Origin of the sequence: Sphingomonas sp. RB1R13 (assembly GCF_036663775.1) — a bacterium.
Lineage (GTDB): Bacteria > Pseudomonadota > Alphaproteobacteria > Sphingomonadales > Sphingomonadaceae > Sphingomicrobium.
Map to the genome: position 1 here is coordinate 603642 of NZ_JAXOJM010000002.1, position 19363 is coordinate 623004.

21 protein-coding genes are annotated in these 19363 nt (G+C 63.8%); 9 read left to right on the top strand and 12 right to left on the bottom strand.

Features of this window, described 5'->3' with window-relative positions; genetic code table 11:
* Nucleotides 1-37: 37 nt before the first annotated feature.
* The 7 genes from U1700_RS09135 to U1700_RS09165 form a co-directional block, all read right to left on the bottom strand.
* The gene (locus U1700_RS09135) at nt 38-694 is read right to left on the bottom strand and encodes a ribonuclease HII (RefSeq protein ID WP_332752101.1); all 657 of its coding nucleotides are present in this window, start codon (nt 692-694) and stop codon (nt 38-40) included.
* Nucleotides 691-996: a hypothetical protein gene (locus U1700_RS09140; RefSeq protein WP_332752102.1), complete on the bottom strand. Its 306-nt coding sequence runs from the start codon at nt 994-996 to the stop codon at nt 691-693. Before U1700_RS09140 ends, U1700_RS09135 begins: the two co-directional genes overlap by 4 nt.
* Nucleotides 993-2171 carry a bifunctional hydroxymethylpyrimidine kinase/phosphomethylpyrimidine kinase gene (gene thiD / locus U1700_RS09145; RefSeq protein WP_332752103.1) on the bottom strand — a complete coding sequence of 393 codons (1179 nt, stop codon included), beginning with the start codon at nt 2169-2171 and terminating at the stop codon, nt 993-995. The genes U1700_RS09140 and thiD overlap by 4 nt, the downstream gene beginning before the upstream one ends.
* Nucleotides 2168-2392, bottom strand: a complete 225-nt coding sequence (locus tag U1700_RS09150) for a DUF1272 domain-containing protein (RefSeq protein WP_332752105.1) — start codon at nt 2390-2392, stop codon at nt 2168-2170. Before U1700_RS09150 ends, thiD begins: the two co-directional genes overlap by 4 nt.
* Before the next feature lie 617 nt (nt 2393-3009).
* Entirely contained in the window at nt 3010-4350 is a 1341-nt protein-coding gene (gene glmM / locus U1700_RS09155) for a phosphoglucosamine mutase (protein WP_332752107.1), read from the bottom strand.
* A 17-nt stretch (nt 4351-4367) separates the two neighbouring features.
* Entirely contained in the window at nt 4368-5039 is a 672-nt protein-coding gene (locus U1700_RS09160) for an NnrU family protein (RefSeq protein WP_332752109.1), read from the bottom strand.
* Nucleotides 5040-5061: 22 nt separating this feature from the next.
* Entirely contained in the window at nt 5062-6597 is a 1536-nt protein-coding gene (locus U1700_RS09165; protein ID WP_332752297.1) for a peptide MFS transporter, read from the bottom strand.
* Nucleotides 6598-6793: 196 nt separating this feature from the next.
* Between U1700_RS09165 and U1700_RS09170 the strand changes: the two genes are divergently transcribed.
* Nucleotides 6794-7384, top strand: a complete 591-nt coding sequence (locus U1700_RS09170; RefSeq protein WP_332752110.1) for a nitroreductase family protein — start codon at nt 6794-6796, stop codon at nt 7382-7384.
* A 37-nt stretch (nt 7385-7421) separates the two neighbouring features.
* Nucleotides 7422-7772 carry a GntR family transcriptional regulator gene (locus U1700_RS09175; protein WP_332752112.1) on the top strand — a complete coding sequence of 117 codons (351 nt, stop codon included), beginning with the start codon at nt 7422-7424 and terminating at the stop codon, nt 7770-7772.
* Here U1700_RS09175 and U1700_RS09180 read toward each other — a convergent pair.
* Entirely contained in the window at nt 7769-9439 is a 1671-nt protein-coding gene (locus U1700_RS09180) for an acyl-CoA dehydrogenase (protein ID WP_332752114.1), read from the bottom strand. The two genes, U1700_RS09175 and U1700_RS09180, sit on opposite strands and share 4 nt — an antisense overlap.
* Nucleotides 9440-9501: 62 nt before the next feature.
* Here U1700_RS09180 and U1700_RS09185 point away from each other — a divergent pair, with 62 nt between their 5' ends.
* Entirely contained in the window at nt 9502-10419 is a 918-nt protein-coding gene (locus U1700_RS09185; protein WP_332752299.1) for an L-threonylcarbamoyladenylate synthase, read from the top strand.
* On the opposite strand, the gene msrA is transcribed toward U1700_RS09185, so the two are convergent.
* From msrA to U1700_RS09200, 3 genes are all read right to left on the bottom strand, one after another.
* Complete coding sequence (gene msrA / locus U1700_RS09190; RefSeq protein ID WP_332752116.1) at nt 10416-10952, bottom strand: peptide-methionine (S)-S-oxide reductase MsrA; 537 nt, start codon at nt 10950-10952, stop codon at nt 10416-10418. The genes U1700_RS09185 and msrA overlap by 4 nt on opposite strands.
* Before the next feature lie 35 nt (nt 10953-10987).
* Nucleotides 10988-11746 carry a queuosine precursor transporter gene (locus U1700_RS09195; RefSeq protein ID WP_332752118.1) on the bottom strand — a complete coding sequence of 253 codons (759 nt, stop codon included), beginning with the start codon at nt 11744-11746 and terminating at the stop codon, nt 10988-10990.
* Between the two features lie 73 nt (nt 11747-11819).
* On the bottom strand, nt 11820-12521 hold the full coding sequence (locus tag U1700_RS09200) for a PilZ domain-containing protein (protein ID WP_332752120.1): 702 nt from the start codon (nt 12519-12521) through the stop codon (nt 11820-11822).
* A gap of 149 nt (nt 12522-12670) precedes the next feature.
* Between U1700_RS09200 and U1700_RS09205 the strand changes: the two genes are divergently transcribed.
* Both U1700_RS09205 and U1700_RS09210 read left to right on the top strand, forming a co-directional pair.
* Nucleotides 12671-13039, top strand: coding sequence for a response regulator (locus tag U1700_RS09205; RefSeq protein ID WP_332752122.1), 369 nt, complete (start codon nt 12671-12673; stop codon nt 13037-13039).
* Entirely contained in the window at nt 13036-13935 is a 900-nt protein-coding gene (locus U1700_RS09210) for an EAL domain-containing protein (protein WP_332752124.1), read from the top strand. The genes U1700_RS09205 and U1700_RS09210 overlap by 4 nt, the downstream gene beginning before the upstream one ends.
* On the opposite strand, the gene U1700_RS09215 is transcribed toward U1700_RS09210, so the two are convergent.
* The gene (locus U1700_RS09215; RefSeq protein ID WP_332752126.1) at nt 13869-14849 is read right to left on the bottom strand and encodes a sensor domain-containing diguanylate cyclase; all 981 of its coding nucleotides are present in this window, start codon (nt 14847-14849) and stop codon (nt 13869-13871) included. The genes U1700_RS09210 and U1700_RS09215 overlap by 67 nt on opposite strands.
* Nucleotides 14850-15052: 203 nt before the next feature.
* Here U1700_RS09215 and U1700_RS09220 point away from each other — a divergent pair, with 203 nt between their 5' ends.
* The 4 genes from U1700_RS09220 to U1700_RS09235 are packed head-to-tail and all read left to right on the top strand — an operon-like array spanning nt 15053 to nt 19132.
* Complete coding sequence (locus U1700_RS09220; protein WP_332752128.1) at nt 15053-16144, top strand: ABC transporter ATP-binding protein; 1092 nt, start codon at nt 15053-15055, stop codon at nt 16142-16144.
* Entirely contained in the window at nt 16141-17013 is an 873-nt protein-coding gene (locus U1700_RS09225) for a carbohydrate ABC transporter permease (protein ID WP_332752130.1), read from the top strand. The genes U1700_RS09220 and U1700_RS09225 overlap by 4 nt, the downstream gene beginning before the upstream one ends.
* Nucleotides 17010-17831 carry a carbohydrate ABC transporter permease gene (locus U1700_RS09230; RefSeq protein ID WP_332752132.1) on the top strand — a complete coding sequence of 274 codons (822 nt, stop codon included), beginning with the start codon at nt 17010-17012 and terminating at the stop codon, nt 17829-17831. Before U1700_RS09225 ends, U1700_RS09230 begins: the two co-directional genes overlap by 4 nt.
* Nucleotides 17828-19132: an ABC transporter substrate-binding protein gene (locus U1700_RS09235; protein ID WP_332752134.1), complete on the top strand. Its 1305-nt coding sequence runs from the start codon at nt 17828-17830 to the stop codon at nt 19130-19132. The genes U1700_RS09230 and U1700_RS09235 overlap by 4 nt, the downstream gene beginning before the upstream one ends.
* The last annotated feature ends 231 nt before the right edge of the window (nt 19133-19363 follow it).

Below are 19363 nucleotides of genomic sequence, written 5' to 3' on the forward strand. Positions count from 1 at the left end.
CGGCACAACATATGGAGTCATGGCAGTCCAAGAGGACTCAACCGGTGGTAGTGTGACCCAAAGGACTCGCCAGCTCCATTTCGTGCTGCCGCCCCATCGCCAGCCGCTCGCGAACCAAGTTGAAGCTGCGCCGATGGAGCGGCGTGCAGCCCAATTCGATCAGCGCGCGGCAATGATGCGGGGTCGGATAACCGCGATTAGTCTCCCAGCCATAGCCCGGATACGTCCGGCTATGATCGAGCATGATCCGGTCTCGCGTGACTTTGGCGACAATCGAGGCGGCGGCGATCGAGCGGCATTTGGTGTCACCGGCGACGATTGCTTTCGCGTCCGTTCGCTCCCACCCCGGCAGGCGGTTGCCGTCGACCAGGACGAACGCCGGTTCGAATCCGAGCGCTTCGACGGCGCGCTGCATCGCCAGCATCCGCGCCCAGAAGATGTTGATGCTGTCGATTTCCTCGACCGAAGCAATCCCGACCCCGATCCGGGCGACCTTCTGCAAACGGCCGAAGATCGCCTCGCGCGAAGCAAGGTCGAGCTTCTTGCTGTCGTCGATCCCGCGCGGAAAATGGTCGCGATCGAGCACGACGGCAGCCGCCACGACCGGCCCGGCAAGCGGCGCGCACCCCGCTTCATCGACCCCCGCAAGCGGCTGGGCAAATTCGCGCTCGATCTTGAAACAGGGTCGCTTCATGACGGCGTGCAGATCCACAAATCGAGGATGCCTTCAAGATCGATGCGGTGAATGGTGCGGACGATCTCGCGGCCCATTGACATGGCCTCGCTGGGAAAAGTTGCCTCTGCGAAGGCCGCGTCGCGAGTCGCCCTGTCAGGCCATCGCGCCAGCGCGGCAAAATTTCCGGCATCGGTGCGGAACAGGGCCGAGCCATGAGAGTCCCGGGTAAGCAAAACGCGCGTTGCTACTTCCCAGGCAGCGGTGAACGCGGCTTCCCCGCCTTGGCGTATTTCCCATTCAAAATAAGTGGCGAAGCTCATTCGTCGTCCATCCGCCACGGCGGGAAGCGGCGTGCCTCGCCTGCCTTGTAGAGGAACACCGTATTTCCCGCCGGATCGCGCAGCCGTGCCTCGCGCCACATCCATGGCTGATCGCGCGGGCCATGCTCGAACGCCATTCCAGCTCGCGCCAGTCGTTCGACCCGCTGATCGAGATCGTCGCATTCGAAATAGACTGCGGTCGATTCGGATGTCGCTTCCTCAGGGTCGATCTGGACCGAGAAGGTGGCGCCGCCGCCGGTTTGGAAGCGGGCGTAATTATTGGTCGGCGCATCGACAATCTGGATGAGGCCGATGGCGCGGTAGAAGGCGACCATTGCGGCATAATCCTTGCCCGTCACGGTCACCTGATTGAGCCGTGGCAAGGGGCCGCACCCGCTGCTGGTATCGAGCCTGACCGACTGCTGGCCAAGCGGACCCTGCCCCTGCCCCAGTCCCGGCGCCTCGTGGAGCGCCATGCGGACGAAGTGCCGCGCCTGTTCGACCGCCCTTGCCAGGCGGTCGCCGCACCCCAAATGAAAGGCGATTGCGCTGGCCAGCGTGCAACCGGTGCCATGGGTGCTGTTCGTTGCGATCCGCTGACCCTGCCAGCTGGTGAGATTATCCTCCTCGATCAGCGCATCGGCAAGCGCATCGCCTTCCTCATGCCCGCCCTTGACCAGCACCGCGCAGCCATGGCGCGAGACCAGAGCCAGCCCCGCCGCGATCGGATCCTCCTCGCCCGTCAGCCGCGCCAGCTCGGGCAGGTTGGGGGTTGCCAGCGTCGCGAGGTCCATCAGCAGGCCGAACGCCGCGATCGTCGCCTCGTCGGCCAACGCGGCGCCGCTGGTCGCGACCATCACCGGGTCGAACACGATCGGCACGTCGAGGCTGGCGAGCCGCAGCGCCACCTGGGTCGCGGTGAAGGCGCTGCCGATCATCCCGATCTTGACCGCATCGACGCCGATGTCGACAATGACGGCGTCAATCTGGGCGAGCACCATCTCGGTCGGAACGGGGTGAACCGCGCTGACGCCGAGGGTGTTCTGCGCCGTGACGGCGGTGATCGCGGTCATTGCGTGGCCGCCGAGCATGGTGATCGTCTTGATGTCGGCCTGAATGCCCGCACCGCCGCCTGAATCCGATCCGGCGATGACAAGAATGCGTGCGGTCTTCACGACGCGAATTTCCGCTCGGTCGAAGCGGGGTGCTTTGCCAGATTGGCCTTCGAGCGCGTTGGCCGATCGGTCAGCTCCCCCTTGCAATTGGGGCAACGGTCATCGAGCGCTTCGGCACAGGGCGCGCAAAAGCTGCACTCGAACGAGCAGATGAATGCGCCGGGGGCACTGGCCGGAAGGTCGGCGCCGCAGCGTTCGCAGTCGGGGCGCATTTCTAGCATTTGGCCCTCGATCCGCGTCGGAAGTTCACGAAGTTCACACTAGTCCCTCACGATGGCCGTCCGGCGGTTAGAAATTGGTAAAGGGCCCGGTTGGCGGCGTCAGGCAAGGCACGAATGGTTTTGCCGCATGGCCGGGAGCCTAGACAGGTTATGGCCCTGTAGGACAGAAGTTTCGTGATGGTGAATTGTGGTGGGAAGCAGACATTCGCTCAGTCCCTAGTCTTGCATCCGGGCTGACCGATTTGCACGGCAATGCCGTGCTGGAGAAGGGAAATCCAACGGCCGGGCTTGCAGTCATTCACGTCTGCCCACGTGGCTTCCACATCGCGGACTGAACCATCGGGGAGCCGCACAGCGAGTATCGGCAGATCGCCTCCAGCGACGCCCCCCACCGGGTGCATTCCGAGACGCAGCACTTCTGCCTTCACGACTCGTCCATCGGTAAAGACAGTGCCAAACGGGAGAAGCCAAACTGCAAATAGAAACGCAGCCACAAGGGCGAGAGCGGCTGCCCTCACGATGTTCCCCCGAAGAGCAAGAGTTCGAAATGGATCGGCCATCTGCTGACGATGTTCGAATAATGAAATGTCCGCAACGGGTCGGAAGCGGACAAGCGACTACCCCGCCGCTTCCCGCACCGCATCGCAGATGCCGTCGACCAGCGTTTCGACCATCGCCAGGTCGTCGCCTTCGGCCATCACGCGGATGAGGGGTTCGGTGCCCGACTTGCGGATGACGAGGCGGCCGCGGCCTTCAAGTTGGTGCTCGGCATCGGCGATCGCGACCTTGACCGCGGCAGCTTCCAGCGGCTGGCCACTAGCGAAGCGGACGTTCTTCAACAGCTGCGGGACCGGTTCGAACAGGTGAAGCAGCTCGCTCGCCGGCTTCTGGTGATCGATCAAGGCGGCCAGCACTTGCAGCCCCGCGACAAGCCCGTCGCCGGTGGTCGAATGATCGGACAGGATGATGTGCCCCGACTGCTCGCCGCCAAGGTTCCGCCCGCGCGCGCGCATCGCCTCAAGCACATAGCGGTCGCCGACCTGGGTCCGTTCGAGTGTGATCCCGTCCTGCGCCAGCCGCCGCTCGAGCCCGAGGTTGGACATGACCGTCGCGACCACGGCGTTGCCCTTAAGCTTGCCATGGCGGTGCAGTTCGAGCGCGATCAGCGCCATCAGCTGGTCGCCGTCGACAATCTCGCCCTTTTCGTCGACCACGATCAGCCGGTCGGCATCACCGTCAAGCGCGAGCCCGATATGTGCGCCTGAGGCGACTACCGTTTCACGCAGCAGCATCGGCTCGGTCGATCCGCAACCGTCGTTGATGTTGATCCCGTCGGGGTGGATGCCGAGCGGGATAACGTTGGCGCCAAGCTCCCACAGCGCTTCGGGCGCGACCGAATAAGCCGCGCCATTTGCACAATCGAGCACCACCTTGAGCCCGTCGAGCCGCAATCGGTCGGGAAAAGTCGATTTCGCGAAATGGACATAGCGGCCGCGGGCGTCGTCGATCCGCTTGGCGCGGCCGATCTTGTCGGGCGCAACCAGGATCGGGATCTGCTCGAGCCGCGCCTCGATCGCCAGCTCGTCTTTATCCGACAGCTTGTAACCATCGGGGCCGAACAGCTTGATGCCATTGTCGAAAAATTTGTTGTGACTGGCCGAGATCATGACGCCAAGGTCGGCCCGCATCGACCGTGTCAGCATCGCCACCGCCGGGGTCGGCATCGGCCCGACCAGCACGACGTCCATCCCCACGCTGTTGAACCCGGCGACCAGCGCCGATTCCATCATGTAGCCCGACAGGCGGGTGTCCTTGCCGATGACCACCCGATGGCGGTGGTCGCCGCGCAGGAAATGCGCGCCCGCGGCCTGCCCCACCTTGAGCGCCGTTTCGGCGGTCATCGGGGGGGTGTTGGTTAGCCCACGGATACCGTCGGTGCCGAAGAATTTGCGGGTCATGGGGCCGCCTTAGCGGCTCATGCCAGCCAACGCCAAGGGCCTGCGCCGATCGCGCCATGGGCATAGGTCGCCAGCAGGAACAGCAGCGTCCCGCCGATCAGTGCAAAGGCGCCGGGCGAGGCAAGGCCGCGACCGAAGGGGACGAAGCTGGTCCGGGCTTGCCAGTCGCGCCATGCTTCACCGATAAGGCGCGCCTTCTTGACGTCCTGGCCCGCCGCACCACCAAGCGCGAGGATCGCGATAGCCGACGACAGGATCAGGTTCGCAGCTGTCGGGGCAACTAGCGCATGGGTCATCGACCAGGCCGCGAAGCCCCACATCATCGGATGGCGCGTGATGGCGAACACGCCAGTCGCGGGACCGATCCGCTCGACCGTTCGGCCCGCCGTGGGAAAGGCCGGGTTGCGGCGAAGCGACCCGACGAACAAAATCGATCCGGCCCACATCAACAGGCTGCCGACGACCCACCCCGCATCGCCCACGTTCCAGCGATAGCTCGCGTCGGCGTGAGCCCGCGAAAAGGCGAACGCCATCGACGCGAAGGCGACCAGGCTGACGAGCGAGTAAAGGATGGCAAAACCGCCCTCGCCCAGTCGAGCGACCATGGCCGCGCGCAGCGGATGGGACATGGCAAAATGCGTGCCGACGAACGTGATCCCAGCCAGTGTCAGGGCGAAGAGTGGCGTCACTGGGGAAGCTCCACTGTGGGCATTACGCCTTGCTCTCGCCCGTGGTGTCGATCCCCGCCGCCTGCGGTTCGGCAAGTTGGGACTGCCCGGCGAGCTCACTGTCCTTGAGCGTGTCGAGGTGCATCAGCTTTTTCACGAGCGGCGACACCAGCAGCACGGCGACCCCGATCGCGACGGTAATCCAGCCGATCTGATTGTAGATCGAGAGCGTACCTTCCTTGCTCATTTCGCCGCCCTCGCCGCCGGTCGCCTCGCCGATCTTTCCAGCGACGAACTGACCGACCGCGGTCATGTAGAACCAGGCCCCCATGATCAGGCTGGCCATGAAGCGCGGCGCGAGCCGGTTCATCGCGCTTAGTCCCACGGGCGACAGGCATAGCTCGCCCGTGGTCTGCAGCAGATAGATCAGGAACACGAACACCACCGGGGTCATTGCCGCTGGTCCGACCGAATGTGCGCCGAGCACGAACACCAGGAAGGCGGCGCCGACCTGGAGCAAGGCGAGGCCGAACTTGGCCGGGGCCGACGGCTCCAGCCCCTTCTTGCCGAGCATCGTCCACAGCCATGCGAACAGCGGCGCCAGCAGGATGATGTAAATCGGGTTGATCGACTGGAACAGCGACGCCGGAACCCCCGACCGGTCGACGAAGCGATCGGTGTAGAGGTTGAGCGATCCGCCGCCCTGCTCGAACAATCCCCAGAAAATGGGGTTGAGCGCGATCAGGAACAGGATTGCGAAAATCCGGTCGCGGGCATGCGGCTCGAGCTTGAACGCCTCGTAAAGCACATAGAGCAGCAGAAGGACGCCCGAGATGATCAGCAGATTCTGGATCACCGACTGATATTGGATCAGCGCCCAGATCACCCCAATCGAGGCAACCGAAATGCCGTAGATCAGCCCCTGCTTGTTGCCCGACAGCGCAACCGGCGCTTCGCCGGCGCCGTTGAGCGTCTTCTTGCCGAGGATGAACACGACCAACCCAAGCAGCATGCCGACCCCGGCCGAGCCAAAGCCGTATTTCCAGCCATAGGTCTCGCCCAGATAGCCCGCGAAGATCGTCCCGATCGCGGCGCCGACGTTCACCCCCATGTAGAAAATGGTGTAGGCGCCGTCGCGACGCGGATCGGTCAGCGGGTAAAGCTGCCCCACCATCACCGAGATATTGGCCTTGAGGAAGCCCGATCCGACAATGATGAACGACAGCGCCAGCCAGAAGATGTTGATCGTCGGGTCGGACTGCCCGCCGCTGCCCTCGAACGCCATCATGAAGTGGCCTATTGTCAGCAGCACCGCGCCGAACATGACCGCCTTGCGCTGGCCAAGGTAGCGGTCGGCCAGATAGCCGCCGAGCAACGGGGTGATGTAGACCAGGCTGCCATAGGCGCCGTAGATGAGGTTCGACTTGCCGTCATCGAACAGCCAGTGCTTGGTCAGGTAGAAAATCAGCAGCGCGCGCATGCCGTAATAGGAGAAACGCTCCCACATTTCGGCGAAGAACAGCATGTAGAGGCCCTTGGGATGACCCAGGAACTCGGGCTCCTTCGACGCTGCAACCATCGCCCCCCCGCCAAGCAGGAACAGCAGGAATACACCCGCGATCAGCGGGATTATGGTTTCAGGGGTCACTCGCACGCTCCTCATGGTAGGCGCCGCTTATCGTCGACGGCTTGCCCAATTGGCGCGTACCGTAACGATTGAAACGACCTTGTGAAGTATTTGTTGTCGGGCGTTCAAGACGATAGGAGCATTGGCCATGCTCAACGACCGCTCTTCGACCCTCGCCCTGCTCGCCACCCGCCGATCGGGCAAGCCGCGCGAAATGGTGGCGCCCGGGCCCGATGCCGTCGAGCTCGACACCATCCTCGCCATCGCCGCGCGCACCCCCGATCATGGCAAGCTTTTCCCATGGCGGATGGTCGTCGTCCCCGCCGACCACCGCGATGCGCTTGGGCGGTTGCTGCTCGATGCACTGGCGGTCGAAGATCCCGACTGCCTCGCCGCCAAGCGCGACGCTGCAATCGAATTCGCTACCCAGGCGCCGGCGCTCGTCGTTCTCGTCTCGGCCCCGGTGGTCGGGCACAAGATCCCCTTGTGGGAACAGGAACTGTCGTCGGGCGCCGTTGCCATGAACCTGCTCACCGCAACCCACGCTTTGGGCTTCGTCGGTGGCTGGATCACTGGGTGGCCGACCTATAGCGAAATCGTTCGCGCCGCTTTTTGCGAGCCCGGCCAACGAATCGCGGGCTTCTTCTTCCTCGGCTCGCCGGGGCGTCCGCTCGAGGAACGGCCCCGCCCCGACATGGGCCGCATCGTCAGCATCTGGACCGGCGGCGACAAAGGCTGAGCTTGCGACTTGGCGCGCCGTGCTGTATTAGCACAGCATGACGCTCCGTTCCGCTCCCGACAAACCGGTCTACATCCGCCTTCGCGAAGTCATTACCGACGCGATCCTCACCGGGCGCTTCAGCGATGGTGACTCGCTTCCGTCGGTGCGCGCGCTCGCGGCCGAGGAAGGCGCCAACCCTCTGACCGTCGCCAAGGCCTATCAAGGGTTTCAGGACGAAGGGCTGGTGCTCGTCCGGCGCGGGATCGGCATGTTTGTAGCCCCCGGCGCCCGCGCCCGGCTCCGCGAAAGCGAGCGCGAACAGTTCATCAAGTCCGACTGGCCGCAGATCGCCGAGCGCATGAAGCGCCTCGGCATCGAACCCGCCGACCTCGTTGCCGAGGTTTAGCCCAGCGCTTCCGCGGCCACGGCGTAGAGCGTCGATGCCCCGCCCCCTGCCGCCGCCGCCAGCCCCAGCGCTTCGGGCACGATTGCCTCGATGAAATAGGCTGCGGTGCTGCGCGTGCGTTGCTCGAACACGTCTTCTCCCGCAGTCGCCCGCGCGATTCGCTCCAGCAACCAGCCCGCGACCACCACGGCGTTCATTGTCAAAAACGGATAGCTTCCCGCCAGCCGGTCCTCGGCTCCCGACGCCCGCATCGTCGCCGCGATCCGCTCGACCGCCTCGACCAGCGCGATCAACCGCGCATCGCTCACCTCGCTGCGAATATCGGCCAGCAGCGCATCATAGGCCGAACCGCCGTCCAGCCCCAGCTTGCGCCCCACCAGGTCGGCCGCCTGAATGCCGTTGGTGCCTTCGTAAATCGGCGCGATCCGGGCGTCGCGCAAATGCTGGGCGGCCCCCGTTTCCTCGATAAACCCCATCCCGCCATGGACCTGAACGCCGAGGCTGGCGACTTCGCAGCCGACATCGGTAGCCCACGCCTTGGCCAGCGGGGTCAGCACTTCGGCGCGAAGGCCCGCCGCCGCATCCCCCGCCAGATTCCGGTCAAGCTCGCCGAATGCATAATAGGTCAGTGCCCGCGCGCCGCTGGTCAACGCACGCATCCGCACCAGCATCCGCCGGACGTCGGGATGGTCGGCAATCGCGCGTCCCAACTGCCGCCGGTCGAGCGCATAGGCCACCGCGCGCTGGGTCGCCCGCTCACCGATCCCCACGCCCTGAAGCGCGACGTTGAGCCGGGCATTGTTCATCATCGTGAACATCGCCTTCATCCCCGCGCGCTCGTCGCCGATCAGCCAGCCGGTTGCGCCGCCATGATCGCCGAAGCTCATCACCGCCGTCGGCGAGGCGTGGATCCCCAGCTTATGCTCGATCGACACGCAGCGCAGGTCGTTGACGCTGCCATCGGGCAATATCTTAGGCACCAGGAATAGCGAAATCCCCTTCGTCCCTTCAGGCGATCCCGGCGTCCGCGCCAAGACCAGATGAATAATATTCTCGGCCAAATCATGGTCGCCGAAAGTGATGTAGATCTTGGTCCCGCTGATCTTCCACGACCCATCGGCCGCAGGCTCAGCCCGCGTCTTGAGCGCCCCGACGTCGCTGCCGGCCTGGGGTTCGGTCAGGTTCATCGTCGCGGGCCACTCGCCGCTGACGATTTTTGGCAGATAATCCGCCTTTTGCTGCGCCGAGCCGTGCGCCTCCAGCGCCTCGATCGCCCCCATGCTGAGCATCGGGCACAGCGCAAAGCCGATGTTCGCCGCGTTCAGATCTTCCATCAAGGCCGCCGACAGCGCCAGTGGCAGCCCCTGCCCGCCCGCCTCAGTGGGTGCAGCCAGCGTCATCCACCCGCCTTCCACAAACGCCGCATAAGCCGCGTGAAACCCCGCGGGCATGGTCACCCCCTCGGTGCTCCACTTGGCCCCGACGGTATCGCCGATTCGATCGAGCGGCGCGAACTCGCCTTCGGCAAACTGCGCCGCCCCTTCGAGCACCGCGTCGACCGTATCCGACGTCGCGTCGGCAAAGCGTGCCGTAGCGGCAAGCTCGCCGATCCGCACGACATGGTCGAGAACAAGGCGCTGGTCGCGGACCGGGCAGGCGAAACTCATGCGGGTTTTCCTTGGATTATCGTGGCGCGGGCTATAGCCGCGAGCTTGTGTCCCCGCCAGCCATCCTCCCCCCGGCGCCAGCCATTCTCCCGGCATCTGACGCCGCCATTGCCGAGGCCGCGCGCCTCGTCGCGAGTGGCCAACCCGTCGCAATGCCGACCGAGACCGTCTATGGCCTCGCCGCCGACGCGACCAATGCGGCGGCGGTGGCGCGGATTTACGAAGCCAAGGGCCGCCCCGGCTTCAATCCGCTGATCGTCCACGTCGCGGACCTCGCCGCCGCTAAGCTCATCGGAGAATTTGATGACGCGGCCCTGGCGCTCGCGAAGGCCCATTGGCCCGGCCCGCTGACCCTGGTCGTCCCCCACCGTGCCGACAGCGGGATCGCCGCCATCGTCACCGCCGGCCTGCCGACGATTGCACTGCGCGTCCCCGCGCACCCGGCGATGCAGGCACTTCTCGCCGCAACCGGCAAACCCCTCGCCGCCCCTTCCGCCAACGCCAGCGGCAAGATCAGCGCCACCCGCGCGGAGCATGTCACCGCCAGCCTCGGCGCCCGCATCGCGCTCATCATCGACGGCGGGCCCTGCGTGCGCGGGCTGGAAAGCACCATCGTTGCCGCGACTGGTGGCCCGCTCCGCCTGCTCCGCCGCGGCCCGATCGAGATCGACGCCGCCGAGGACATGCGCGGGATCGAGGCGCCGGGCCAGCTGGAAAGCCATTATGCGCCCGGCAAACCCCTCCGCCTCGACGCGACGGAAGCCGACCCCAGCGAATATCACATCGGCTTCGGCGCCATCCCGGGGGACGATTCCCTAAGCCCGACCGGTGACCTGGTCGAAGCTGCCGCGCGCCTGTTCGACTTGCTTCACAAGGCAGACGCCGCCCCGCACCCGAAGATCGCCGTCGCACCGATCCCGGGGGAAGGCCTCGCCGCCGCCATCCGCGACCGCCTTAAACGAGCCGCCGCGCCGCGCTAGGCATTGCTCTTCAATTTCGCCTGGCTTTTCCGCAATTTCGCTAGCTTGGGCGGGATCGTCGCCAGGCAATAGGGGTTTCGCTGCCCCTCGCCGTCCCAGTAATTCTGGTGATAATCCTCAGCCGGATACCAAGTCGCATTGGGCTCGATCACGGTCACCACCTTGCCGCCATGAACCTCGTTGGCGCGGGCAATGGCCGCCTTCGCCTCGGCCAACTGCGCGTCAGACTGCGGAAAGATCGCCGACCGATATTGGGTGCCGACGTCGTTGCCCTGACGATTGAGCGTCGTCGGATCATGAGTCGCGAAAAACACGTCGGCCAGATCGCCAAAGCTCAGTTCGGCTGGATCGAACACGATCTTCACCGCCTCGGCATGGCCGGTATCGCCGCCGCACACCTGCTTGTAGGTTGGCGCGATGACGTCGCCGCCGATGTAGCCACTCTCGACCGACTTCACTCCGTAGAGGTCCAGAAAAATCGCTTCGGTGCACCAGAAGCAGCCCCCGGCGAGGATCGCGGTTTCGTCAGTCATTACAGTCTCCTTAAAGGCCGATATGGGGTCGGCGATCAGGTCCGCAAGGTGAATGGCGAAAGGTTGGTGCCCTCGTCAAAGACGTCGATCCCTTCCTTGCGCTTCAGCCAGCCGACGATGGCGTAGGTGACGGGGGTCAGCACCACTTCCCAACCCACCTTGAGCACGAACTGGGTCGCCATGATCTTGCCCAGCGTCCCCGCCGGCCACCCCGCCACGCCCCAGAAGGCGAGCGGATAGAAGATCAGGCTGTCGAGCCCTTCGCCGACCACGGTCGATCCGATCGTCCGCGTCCACAGCATCCGGCCCCGGGTCCAGATCTTCATCCGCGCCAGCACCACAGAATTGGCGAACTCGCCGATCCAAAAGGCGCAGATCGACGCAAACACGATTCGCGGGACCTGGCCGAAAACCTGTTCGTACGCGCCCTGCCCGGTCCAGCCGGCGTCGGGCGGAAGCGCGACGACGATCAGGCTCATCGCGACCATGAACAGCATCGCCGCAAAGCCCGCCCAGATGCAGCGTCGGGCGCGACCGTAGCCATAGACTTCGGTCAGCACGTCGCCAAGCAAATAGCTCAACGGGAAGAACAGGATCCCCGCCCCGAACGGCCACGGTCCGATGAACGGCAGGTCAATTACTGCCCGTTTGCCCGCGCCGATGACGTTCGACAGCAGCAGGATAACGACGAACGCGACCATCATGAAGTCGAAATAGCGCATCGACCGGCCACTGAGCTCGCTGGCCGCAACCGCGCGGATCGCAGGCGGGGCATCGTCCCGAGAAATTGTCATCGCCTCACCCCCGACGTCGTCGGTGCAAGGCTAGCGCCCCGCCTGGCAAATCGCCAGCGGAACCCGTGCTCCGCTAATCGCGCTTGATGCTGGCTTTCAGCGATGCCATTTCGAGCCGCTTGCCCATCCATTCGGCGAGTTCCTCGAACTTCAACGGCTCGTCGAACACAATCCCGGCGCGGCGATCCGAGAACCAGCGCACTTCGCCCTTCACCGGGCGAAGGCTTTCGACGATCACGACGACTTCCTTGCCGAGGCAATATTCCTCAATCGGCTCGACCTTGATCCCGCCGAGGGAAAGATCGTGGACGTCGACGGTATAATAGGTCTTGCCGAGGCGAAGACTGGCCTTGCACTTAACCTCAAGCCGCGGCGGGCGCGGGCGGAATCCATGACGCGGCTTGCGGCCAGCAAGGAGCTCACCAAGATCGACACTCTGGTCGAACTTCAGTCCGCACATGCCTTCGCGCTTCCACACCACGGTGGAGGGGATTTTCTGGGTCCCGATCTCGAGCGAACAGATGTCGCCGACGGTCAGTCGCTGGCCATGTTCGGCCGACAGCCCGCCAGCCGACATGTTGCGGACCCGTATAAGCTGCTCGCCGTCCTCGCCGATCAGCTTGGCCACGCGTAGCAAAGCCGGCATGCGATCGTTATCGCGTCGCTCGATCGGGCGCGGGACCGCCGTGGTCAGCGAGAAAGTGGTCGAATCGAACGCAGCTTCATCCTGTCCAAAGGAGCGAGCTGGCTTGCGACGGATGAGTGCGCCGAACATGATACCTCACAATTGTTCGCCTGAACGGCTACTTCTACCAGCACGAGCGTTAAGAACATGTTGCCTTTCCGCTGGCCCTGCAGGCCGCTGTGCGCGTATCTTTCGATCGTGAGGACCGAATGACACGACGCGCGACGCCAAAATTATTGTTGATCGACGATGAGCCGGCGCTTGCCGCCTACCTCGCCGAGGCCGCGCGACTGAGCGGTTACAAGCCCCTGGTCGCCATCGACGACCAGGATTTCAAGGCTCGGCTTGTCGCCGAACGCCCGCAAATGGTGGCCCTCGACCTTGGCATGCCGGGGATGGATGGGGTCGAACTGCTCCGCTTCCTGGCTGATGAGCGCTTCGCTTTTCCTGTCCTGATCATCAGCGGGTTTGACCGCCGCGTGCTTGAAAGCGCCTTCCGCCTGGGCGAGGCACTCGGGCTGCAGATGGTGGGGCCGCTCGAGAAGCCGACTCGGCTCGATGACATCGCCGACATATTAAACGCGTTGCGGCCCCAGCTCGTGTCATGATCGCCGCGGCCGACATAGGGATGCTCGACGGCTTCGAGAGGGCCTTGATCAATAATCGGCTCCATCTTGCCTACCAGCCCAAGATCAGCCTCACCGACGGAAAGCTCAAGCGGGTCGAGGCGCTGGTCCGGTGGGATGATCCGGTGCTTGGCAGCGTACCGCCGTCGCGCTTCGTGCCGTTGGCCGAGCGCAATGGGCTGATCGATCCGCTGACCCAGTGGGGGCTGCGTTGTGCGCTTCGCCAGTGGCGCGAATGGCACGCCGCGGGGATCGACATCTGCCTGGCGTTTAACATTTCGGCGGTAAGCCTCGATCAGCTCGATTTTCCTGACTTGGTCGAACGACTGTGCCGCGCGCTCGAGGTGCCGACCGAACGGCTGGTCCTCGAACTGACCGAGGGGGCGACCCAGCCGCTGATCAAGTTGATGGACACGCTGACTCGGTTTCGGATCAAGGGCATCGGGCTTGCGATCGACGATTTCGGGACGGGTTATTCGACGCTGATGCAATTGCGCCAGCTGCCCTTCACCGAGCTCAAGATTGACCGATTTTTCCTGACCGACATGATCGCCAGCGCCGACAGCCGGCTGATCGTCAAGACGATGATCGACCTGGCACACGGGCTCGGCCTGACCGCCACTGCGGAGGGGGTCGAGACCGAAGAGCAGCTGCTTCTTCTGCGCGAGCTCGGCTGCGACGTTGCGCAGGGCTATCTGATTGCGACCCCGCTTGCGCCCGAGGCACTTGGCGACTGGTATCGCGCCTGGCGCCAGCGCTGGCCTGCGCTGGTGGGGGACGTCCCTCCAGAAGCGGAACAAGCGTCAGCAACTCACGCGGCCCGGCGTTCCCGTTCAGCGACTACGCATCGATTACGTCCTCCGCGCTTGGCCTCATAGAGCGCTTCATCGGCGGCAACGAGCCATTGATCAACGCTCTCGTCAGTGGCCATCGCCATGCCGAAGCTTGCGCTGACCACAGGACAGCCCAGCGCGGGATTAAGCTGAATCGCAGCGCGGAGGCGCTCGGCGCAGGCCCGCGCCGGTCCAGCCTCGGTGTCTGGCAATAGCACTGCGAATTCTTCGCCTCCGAGACGTCCGAATAAATCGCCCGGGCGTAGTGCGGCGCGACAGGCATCGGCGATGCCCTTGAGAACTTGATCGCCGGTGCCGTGGCCAAAGCGATCGTTGACTGCCTTGAAATGATCGACGTCGAAGGTCAGCAACGCGGCCGGCGATCTGTCGCGAGCATGCTGGCCAAGCGCAGCGCGCGCGCGCTCGCAAAAAGCCCGACGAGTTAGTGCGTTCGTAAGAAAATCCTGATGCGCCAGTGTGCGCAGTTCAAGCTGTTCGACAACCAGGCCCGAAAAGCGTTCGAGCAGCGCTCGCTGGCTGGCGTCGAACGAGCGCGGCTTGCGATCGATCGCGCACAGCGCCCCTAATTGATAGCCATCGGGCGTGACGAGCGGCGCGCCGACATAACTGCGGATAAGCGGATCGCTGGTCACCAACTCGTTGCCAGCGAAGCGGGCGTCCGCCGTTGCGTCGTCCACTTGCATCACGCCGCGCGCTCTGATCGTGTGGTCGCAAAAGGCTTGTTCGCGCGGAGTCTCCGAGACGTCGAGGCCCGCGATCGATTTGAACCATTGGCGCTCTTCGTCCACCAGGGACACCGCGCAGATCGGCACGTCAAGCACCGAACACACAAGCGACGTAATGGCGTCGAAGTTCTGTTCTCGTCCGCTGTCGAGTACGCCGTACCGCTTCAACGCAAGGATACGGCCGGGCTCGTCCATCAATTTCTCGTCTGACATATTGGTCTCCGATCGCCCGAATAAGGAGGTAGCGCCGAACGGACCGTAAATAATTACTCCGAAATGGGACGAACGAGCACGACGGGCGGCTCCCCGTCCGGTCCTACCAGCGATCTCATTAGGAACTGATTGATCGCCTCGCCCGTCAGCACGCTTGCATGGCCCACCATTTGTGGCATCCTTGGTGGCAGAGAGGAACGCGTTTGTCCGGTTTATCGTTGCGCGATGTTCGCAAGGCCTTTGGTGCGATCCCGATTCTCGACGGCATCACGCTCGACACTGAAGACCGCGAATTCATTGCTTTTCTGGGCCCATCGGGATCGGGCAAGTCGACCCTGCTGCGAATCATCGCTGGGCTTGAAACTGCCGATTCAGGCGAAGTGCTGCTCGATGGCCGGCGCATCGATCAACTGCCCCCTGGCGACCGCGGCGTGGCAATGGTGTTCCAAGCATATGCGCTTTATCCGCACATGAGCGTGCGCGACAATATGGCGTTTGGCCTGCGCAATGCGAAGCTTCCCGAAGCCGAGATTTCCACTCGTATCGCCGACGCCTCGCGGATCCTGGAGATCGAGCCGTTGCTCGACCGCAAGCCGTCGCAATTGTCGGGCGGCCAGCGCCAGCGGGTCGCGATCGGCCGGGCGATCGTCAAATCGCCCAAGCTGTTCCTGCTCGACGAGCCATTATCCAACCTTGATGCCGCGCTTCGCCTACGGACGCGGGTCGAGCTGGCGCAACTCCGCCAGCGGGTCGACGCGGTGGTCATCATGGTCACCCATGACCAGGCCGAGGCAATGACGCTCGCCGACCGCATCGTCGTCATCAACGACCGCCAGGTGCAGCAAGTCGGGCCGCCGATGGAGGTCTACAGCCGCCCCGCCAACCGCTTCGTCGCACGCTTCGTCGGCTCGCCCGCAATGACCATCCTACCCGCCACGCTGGTTCCCGGTGAAGGGCCGGCGATGGTCAAGCTTGGCGACGGCTCGGTGATTGCTACTCGAGTGCCACGCGAGAAACTTCCCGATGGCGCCCTCGAGATCGGGCTTCGCCCGGAAAGCGTTCAAGTTGCTGCGCCCGGCCAAGGCAATCTGCATGCGACGATCGAGCTGGTCGAGCGGCTTGGCGAACGTACCCTGGTCTATTGCCGGCTCAGCGACGGAACCCCGGTTACTGCCGAGGATGAAGGCATGTCCAACCTGTCGATCGGGGACAAGATCGACCTCAAAATCGACGGCGCCCGGGCGCATCTGTTCGGGTCCGACGGTACCGCGTTCCACGCTGCAACCGATCGATGAAGCAGGTTCGTTCAGCGTCGGGTTTCGCCTTTGTCGCGCCGTTTTTGCTGCTCTATGCCTTTCTCCAGCTTTACCCGCTGGTGCGCGGGATCATCATCAGCCTGCACCGGGTCGACCTGTTCGGCGGCGGTCACTTTGTCGGGCTCGCAAACTATGGCGAGATCCTTGGCGATCCGGTGTTCGGGCAAGCCGTGGTCAACACGCTGCTCGTGACGTTGATGATCGTCCCGCCGCTGACCGTGCTCGCGTTGCTTCTTGCGCTTGCGCTTAACAATGCGACGCGCAGCTCGGCAATTTACCGTGGGCTGTTCTTTTCCTCCTCGGTGCTGTCGGTGACGATTGTCACGTTGATCTGGCGCTTCGTCCTGGCGCCCGATTCGGGCCTCGTCGGCGAAGCGCTCAAGGCGACGGGGCATGAGCCCCTGCCCTTTCTGAGTGACGCGCACCTCGTCCTGCCGGCGATCGCGCTGACCACCATCTGGTGGTCGATTGGTCTGCCGATGATCCTGTTCCTGGCCGGTCTGCAGCAGATCCCGGCCGATATGTACGAAGCCGCCGCGCTGGATCGATCGAGTCGCTGGACGACGCTTCGTAAAATCACGCTGCCGGCAATCCGCCGCACGACCCTGCTAGTGGTGATGCTCCAGACGGCATCTCAACTTCAACTGTTCGGCCAGTCGCAATTGCTGACCGCAGGCGGACCGGGCGGTGCGTCGCGGACGATGGTGTTCTTCATCTACGAGACGGCCTTCGTTCGCTGGCAGCTTGGCTATGCCGCGGCTGGCGCCGAGATATTGTTCGTGATGATCCTGATGGTCACGCTGATCCAGTATGTCACCATCAATCGCGATCGGGAGGAGGCGCGATGACTCGCCGGGCGCCGCGCCTGTCCCGAATCGCCGTCCTGCTCGGCGCCGCGGTGATGCTCGCGCCATTGCTGTGGACCTTGCTCCTGTCGCTCAAGTCGAACGAGCAGTTGATGCAGTCGAGCGGGACGGCGTTCCACGCCCCGTGGACGCTTGCCAACTATGTCGCGATCTTGGGCAACAGCCAGGTGCTGGGGTGGCTGGCGAACAGCCTCATCGTGTCGCTCGGAACGACCGCTGGAGTGCTGATCCTGTGCAGCCTCGCCGGTTATGGATTTGCCCGGCTCGATTTTCCGTTTCGGCGGTCCTTGTTCATTCTCGTGCTCCTTGGCCTTGCCATTCCGGAGCAGGCGGTCATCCTGCCACGCCATCAATTGTTTGCCGAGCTTGGCCTCCACAACAGCTATCCGGGGCTGATCCTGCCTGGCCTAGTCGCCCCGTTCGGGGTATTCTTCATGACCCAATATTTCCGTTCGATCCCGATCGATCTGGACGAGGCAGCGGCGCTTGACGGGGCATCGCGATGGACGATTTTCTGGAAGGTGCTCCTGCCCAATACGCTCCCTGCGCAGTCGGCGCTGGCGGTGTTCACCTTCCTTGGCTCGTGGAACGATTATTGGTGGCCGCTTATTTCGGCCACGCGCAGCTCGCGCTTCACGCTGACGGTGGGGCTTGCGTCGAGCCAGATGAATTATGCGCAGACCAGCGGGCTCGGCTATCTGATGGCACAGGCCGTGTTTGCCTCGGTTCCGATCCTGATCGTCTATCTTCTGTTCCAGAAGCAGATTGTTCGCGCCATGTCGGGGGCGGCGGCGAAATGAAGCGCGCGCTGATCATTCTGTTGGCGTTGATCGCGGCGAGTTGCGCGCCGGCCGACAAGCGAACCCATATCAACCTGCAACGCTTTTTCGGGGAATGCGGGGCGGCCTATGGGCACAGCATCGATGTCGCCAAAGCCGATGGCGAATGCGGCATTATGACGGTGCTCATCAACCGCTTCAACGCCGAGAACCCCGATATTATTGTCGATACCAATGTCGTCGCGTGGCCCGGCTATGCCCAGTTGACGGCGCAGATCGCGGCGCGTGATCCGCCCGATCTTGTCACCATCCACCAGGGCGTGCTGACTGATTACGCCGCACGCGGACTGGCCGAACCGATCGAGCCGATCTTGCGTCAAGCCGGGATTTCGCCCGACGCCTTTACCGATGCGGGACGCCGCGGAGTGACCAAGAATGGCGTGATTTACGCTATGCCGTGGGATACCATCGGCGGTCTGTTCCACGTCAATACCGCGCTGTTTGCCAAAGCCGGGCTGATGCGCAACGGCAAGCCTGTCCTGCCAACCTCGCCTGCCGAGCTCCTCGACCAGGCGCGGCAGTTCAAGGCGCGGACGGGCAAGCCCTATTTCATCCAGAGCCAGGTCAACGACCCCGCGACCCACGTCCGCAATCTCTATACTTATCTGTTGGCGCAGGACGCGGTGATCTTCCCCGACGCCACCCACATCCGCCTGGCAACCCCCCAGGCGGCGGAGATCGTCAACCTGTTCCGCACGATCAATGCCGAGGGACTGTCGACCCTCAACCAGGACACGCCCGCCGCGATCAACAGCTTCCTCAACGGAGAGGGCGGCATTTATCCGACCGGCACATGGATGATCGGCAGCTTCGAAAAGGAAGCCGAAACCCCCGGACGCCCGCTTTACAAAAGCTATGGCGTCTACCCCTATCCCCGCCTGTGGGGCCATCCTGCGGCGTTCGTCGACGGGCACAGCTGGGTCATGCCGAAACGAAGCCGCACCGCCGCGACCCGCGCCGCCATCGCGCGCTTACTGAAGTTCATGTCCGACCATAATTTTGACTGGGCACGCACCGGCCATGTGTCGGCGATGAAAGCGGTTGTCGCCTCGCCCGCGTTCGCCGCCTTGCCCCACCGTGCCGATATTGCTCCCCTCGCCGTCGTCGGACGCCCACTTCCGGGCAATATCCGTCGGCAAGGCGCGATCGAGGGGATATTGGGTGAGGAGCTCGCCGCCGCAGTCAGCGGGCAAAAGCCGGTGGCCCAAGCGCTTGCCGACGCCGAGCGCCGCGCCAACCGCCTGCTCGCTACAATCGATTGATATTTGTTGGTGACGCACTTTGGCAACACCCTCGCATTAAATAGTACGAGTTATAGGGCTACAGCTTGTCAGCCCGTTTGGGGGAGCGCATAAATTCCGCGCGAAGGCCACGTCGAGATGGTCCACATAACCTTCAGGGGGCTGCCATGTTGAAGCCATTATCCACGCTCGCATCTTCTTCGGCGCTCGCGCTCGTATTTGCGATACAACCCGCAGACGCGCAGTCGTCTG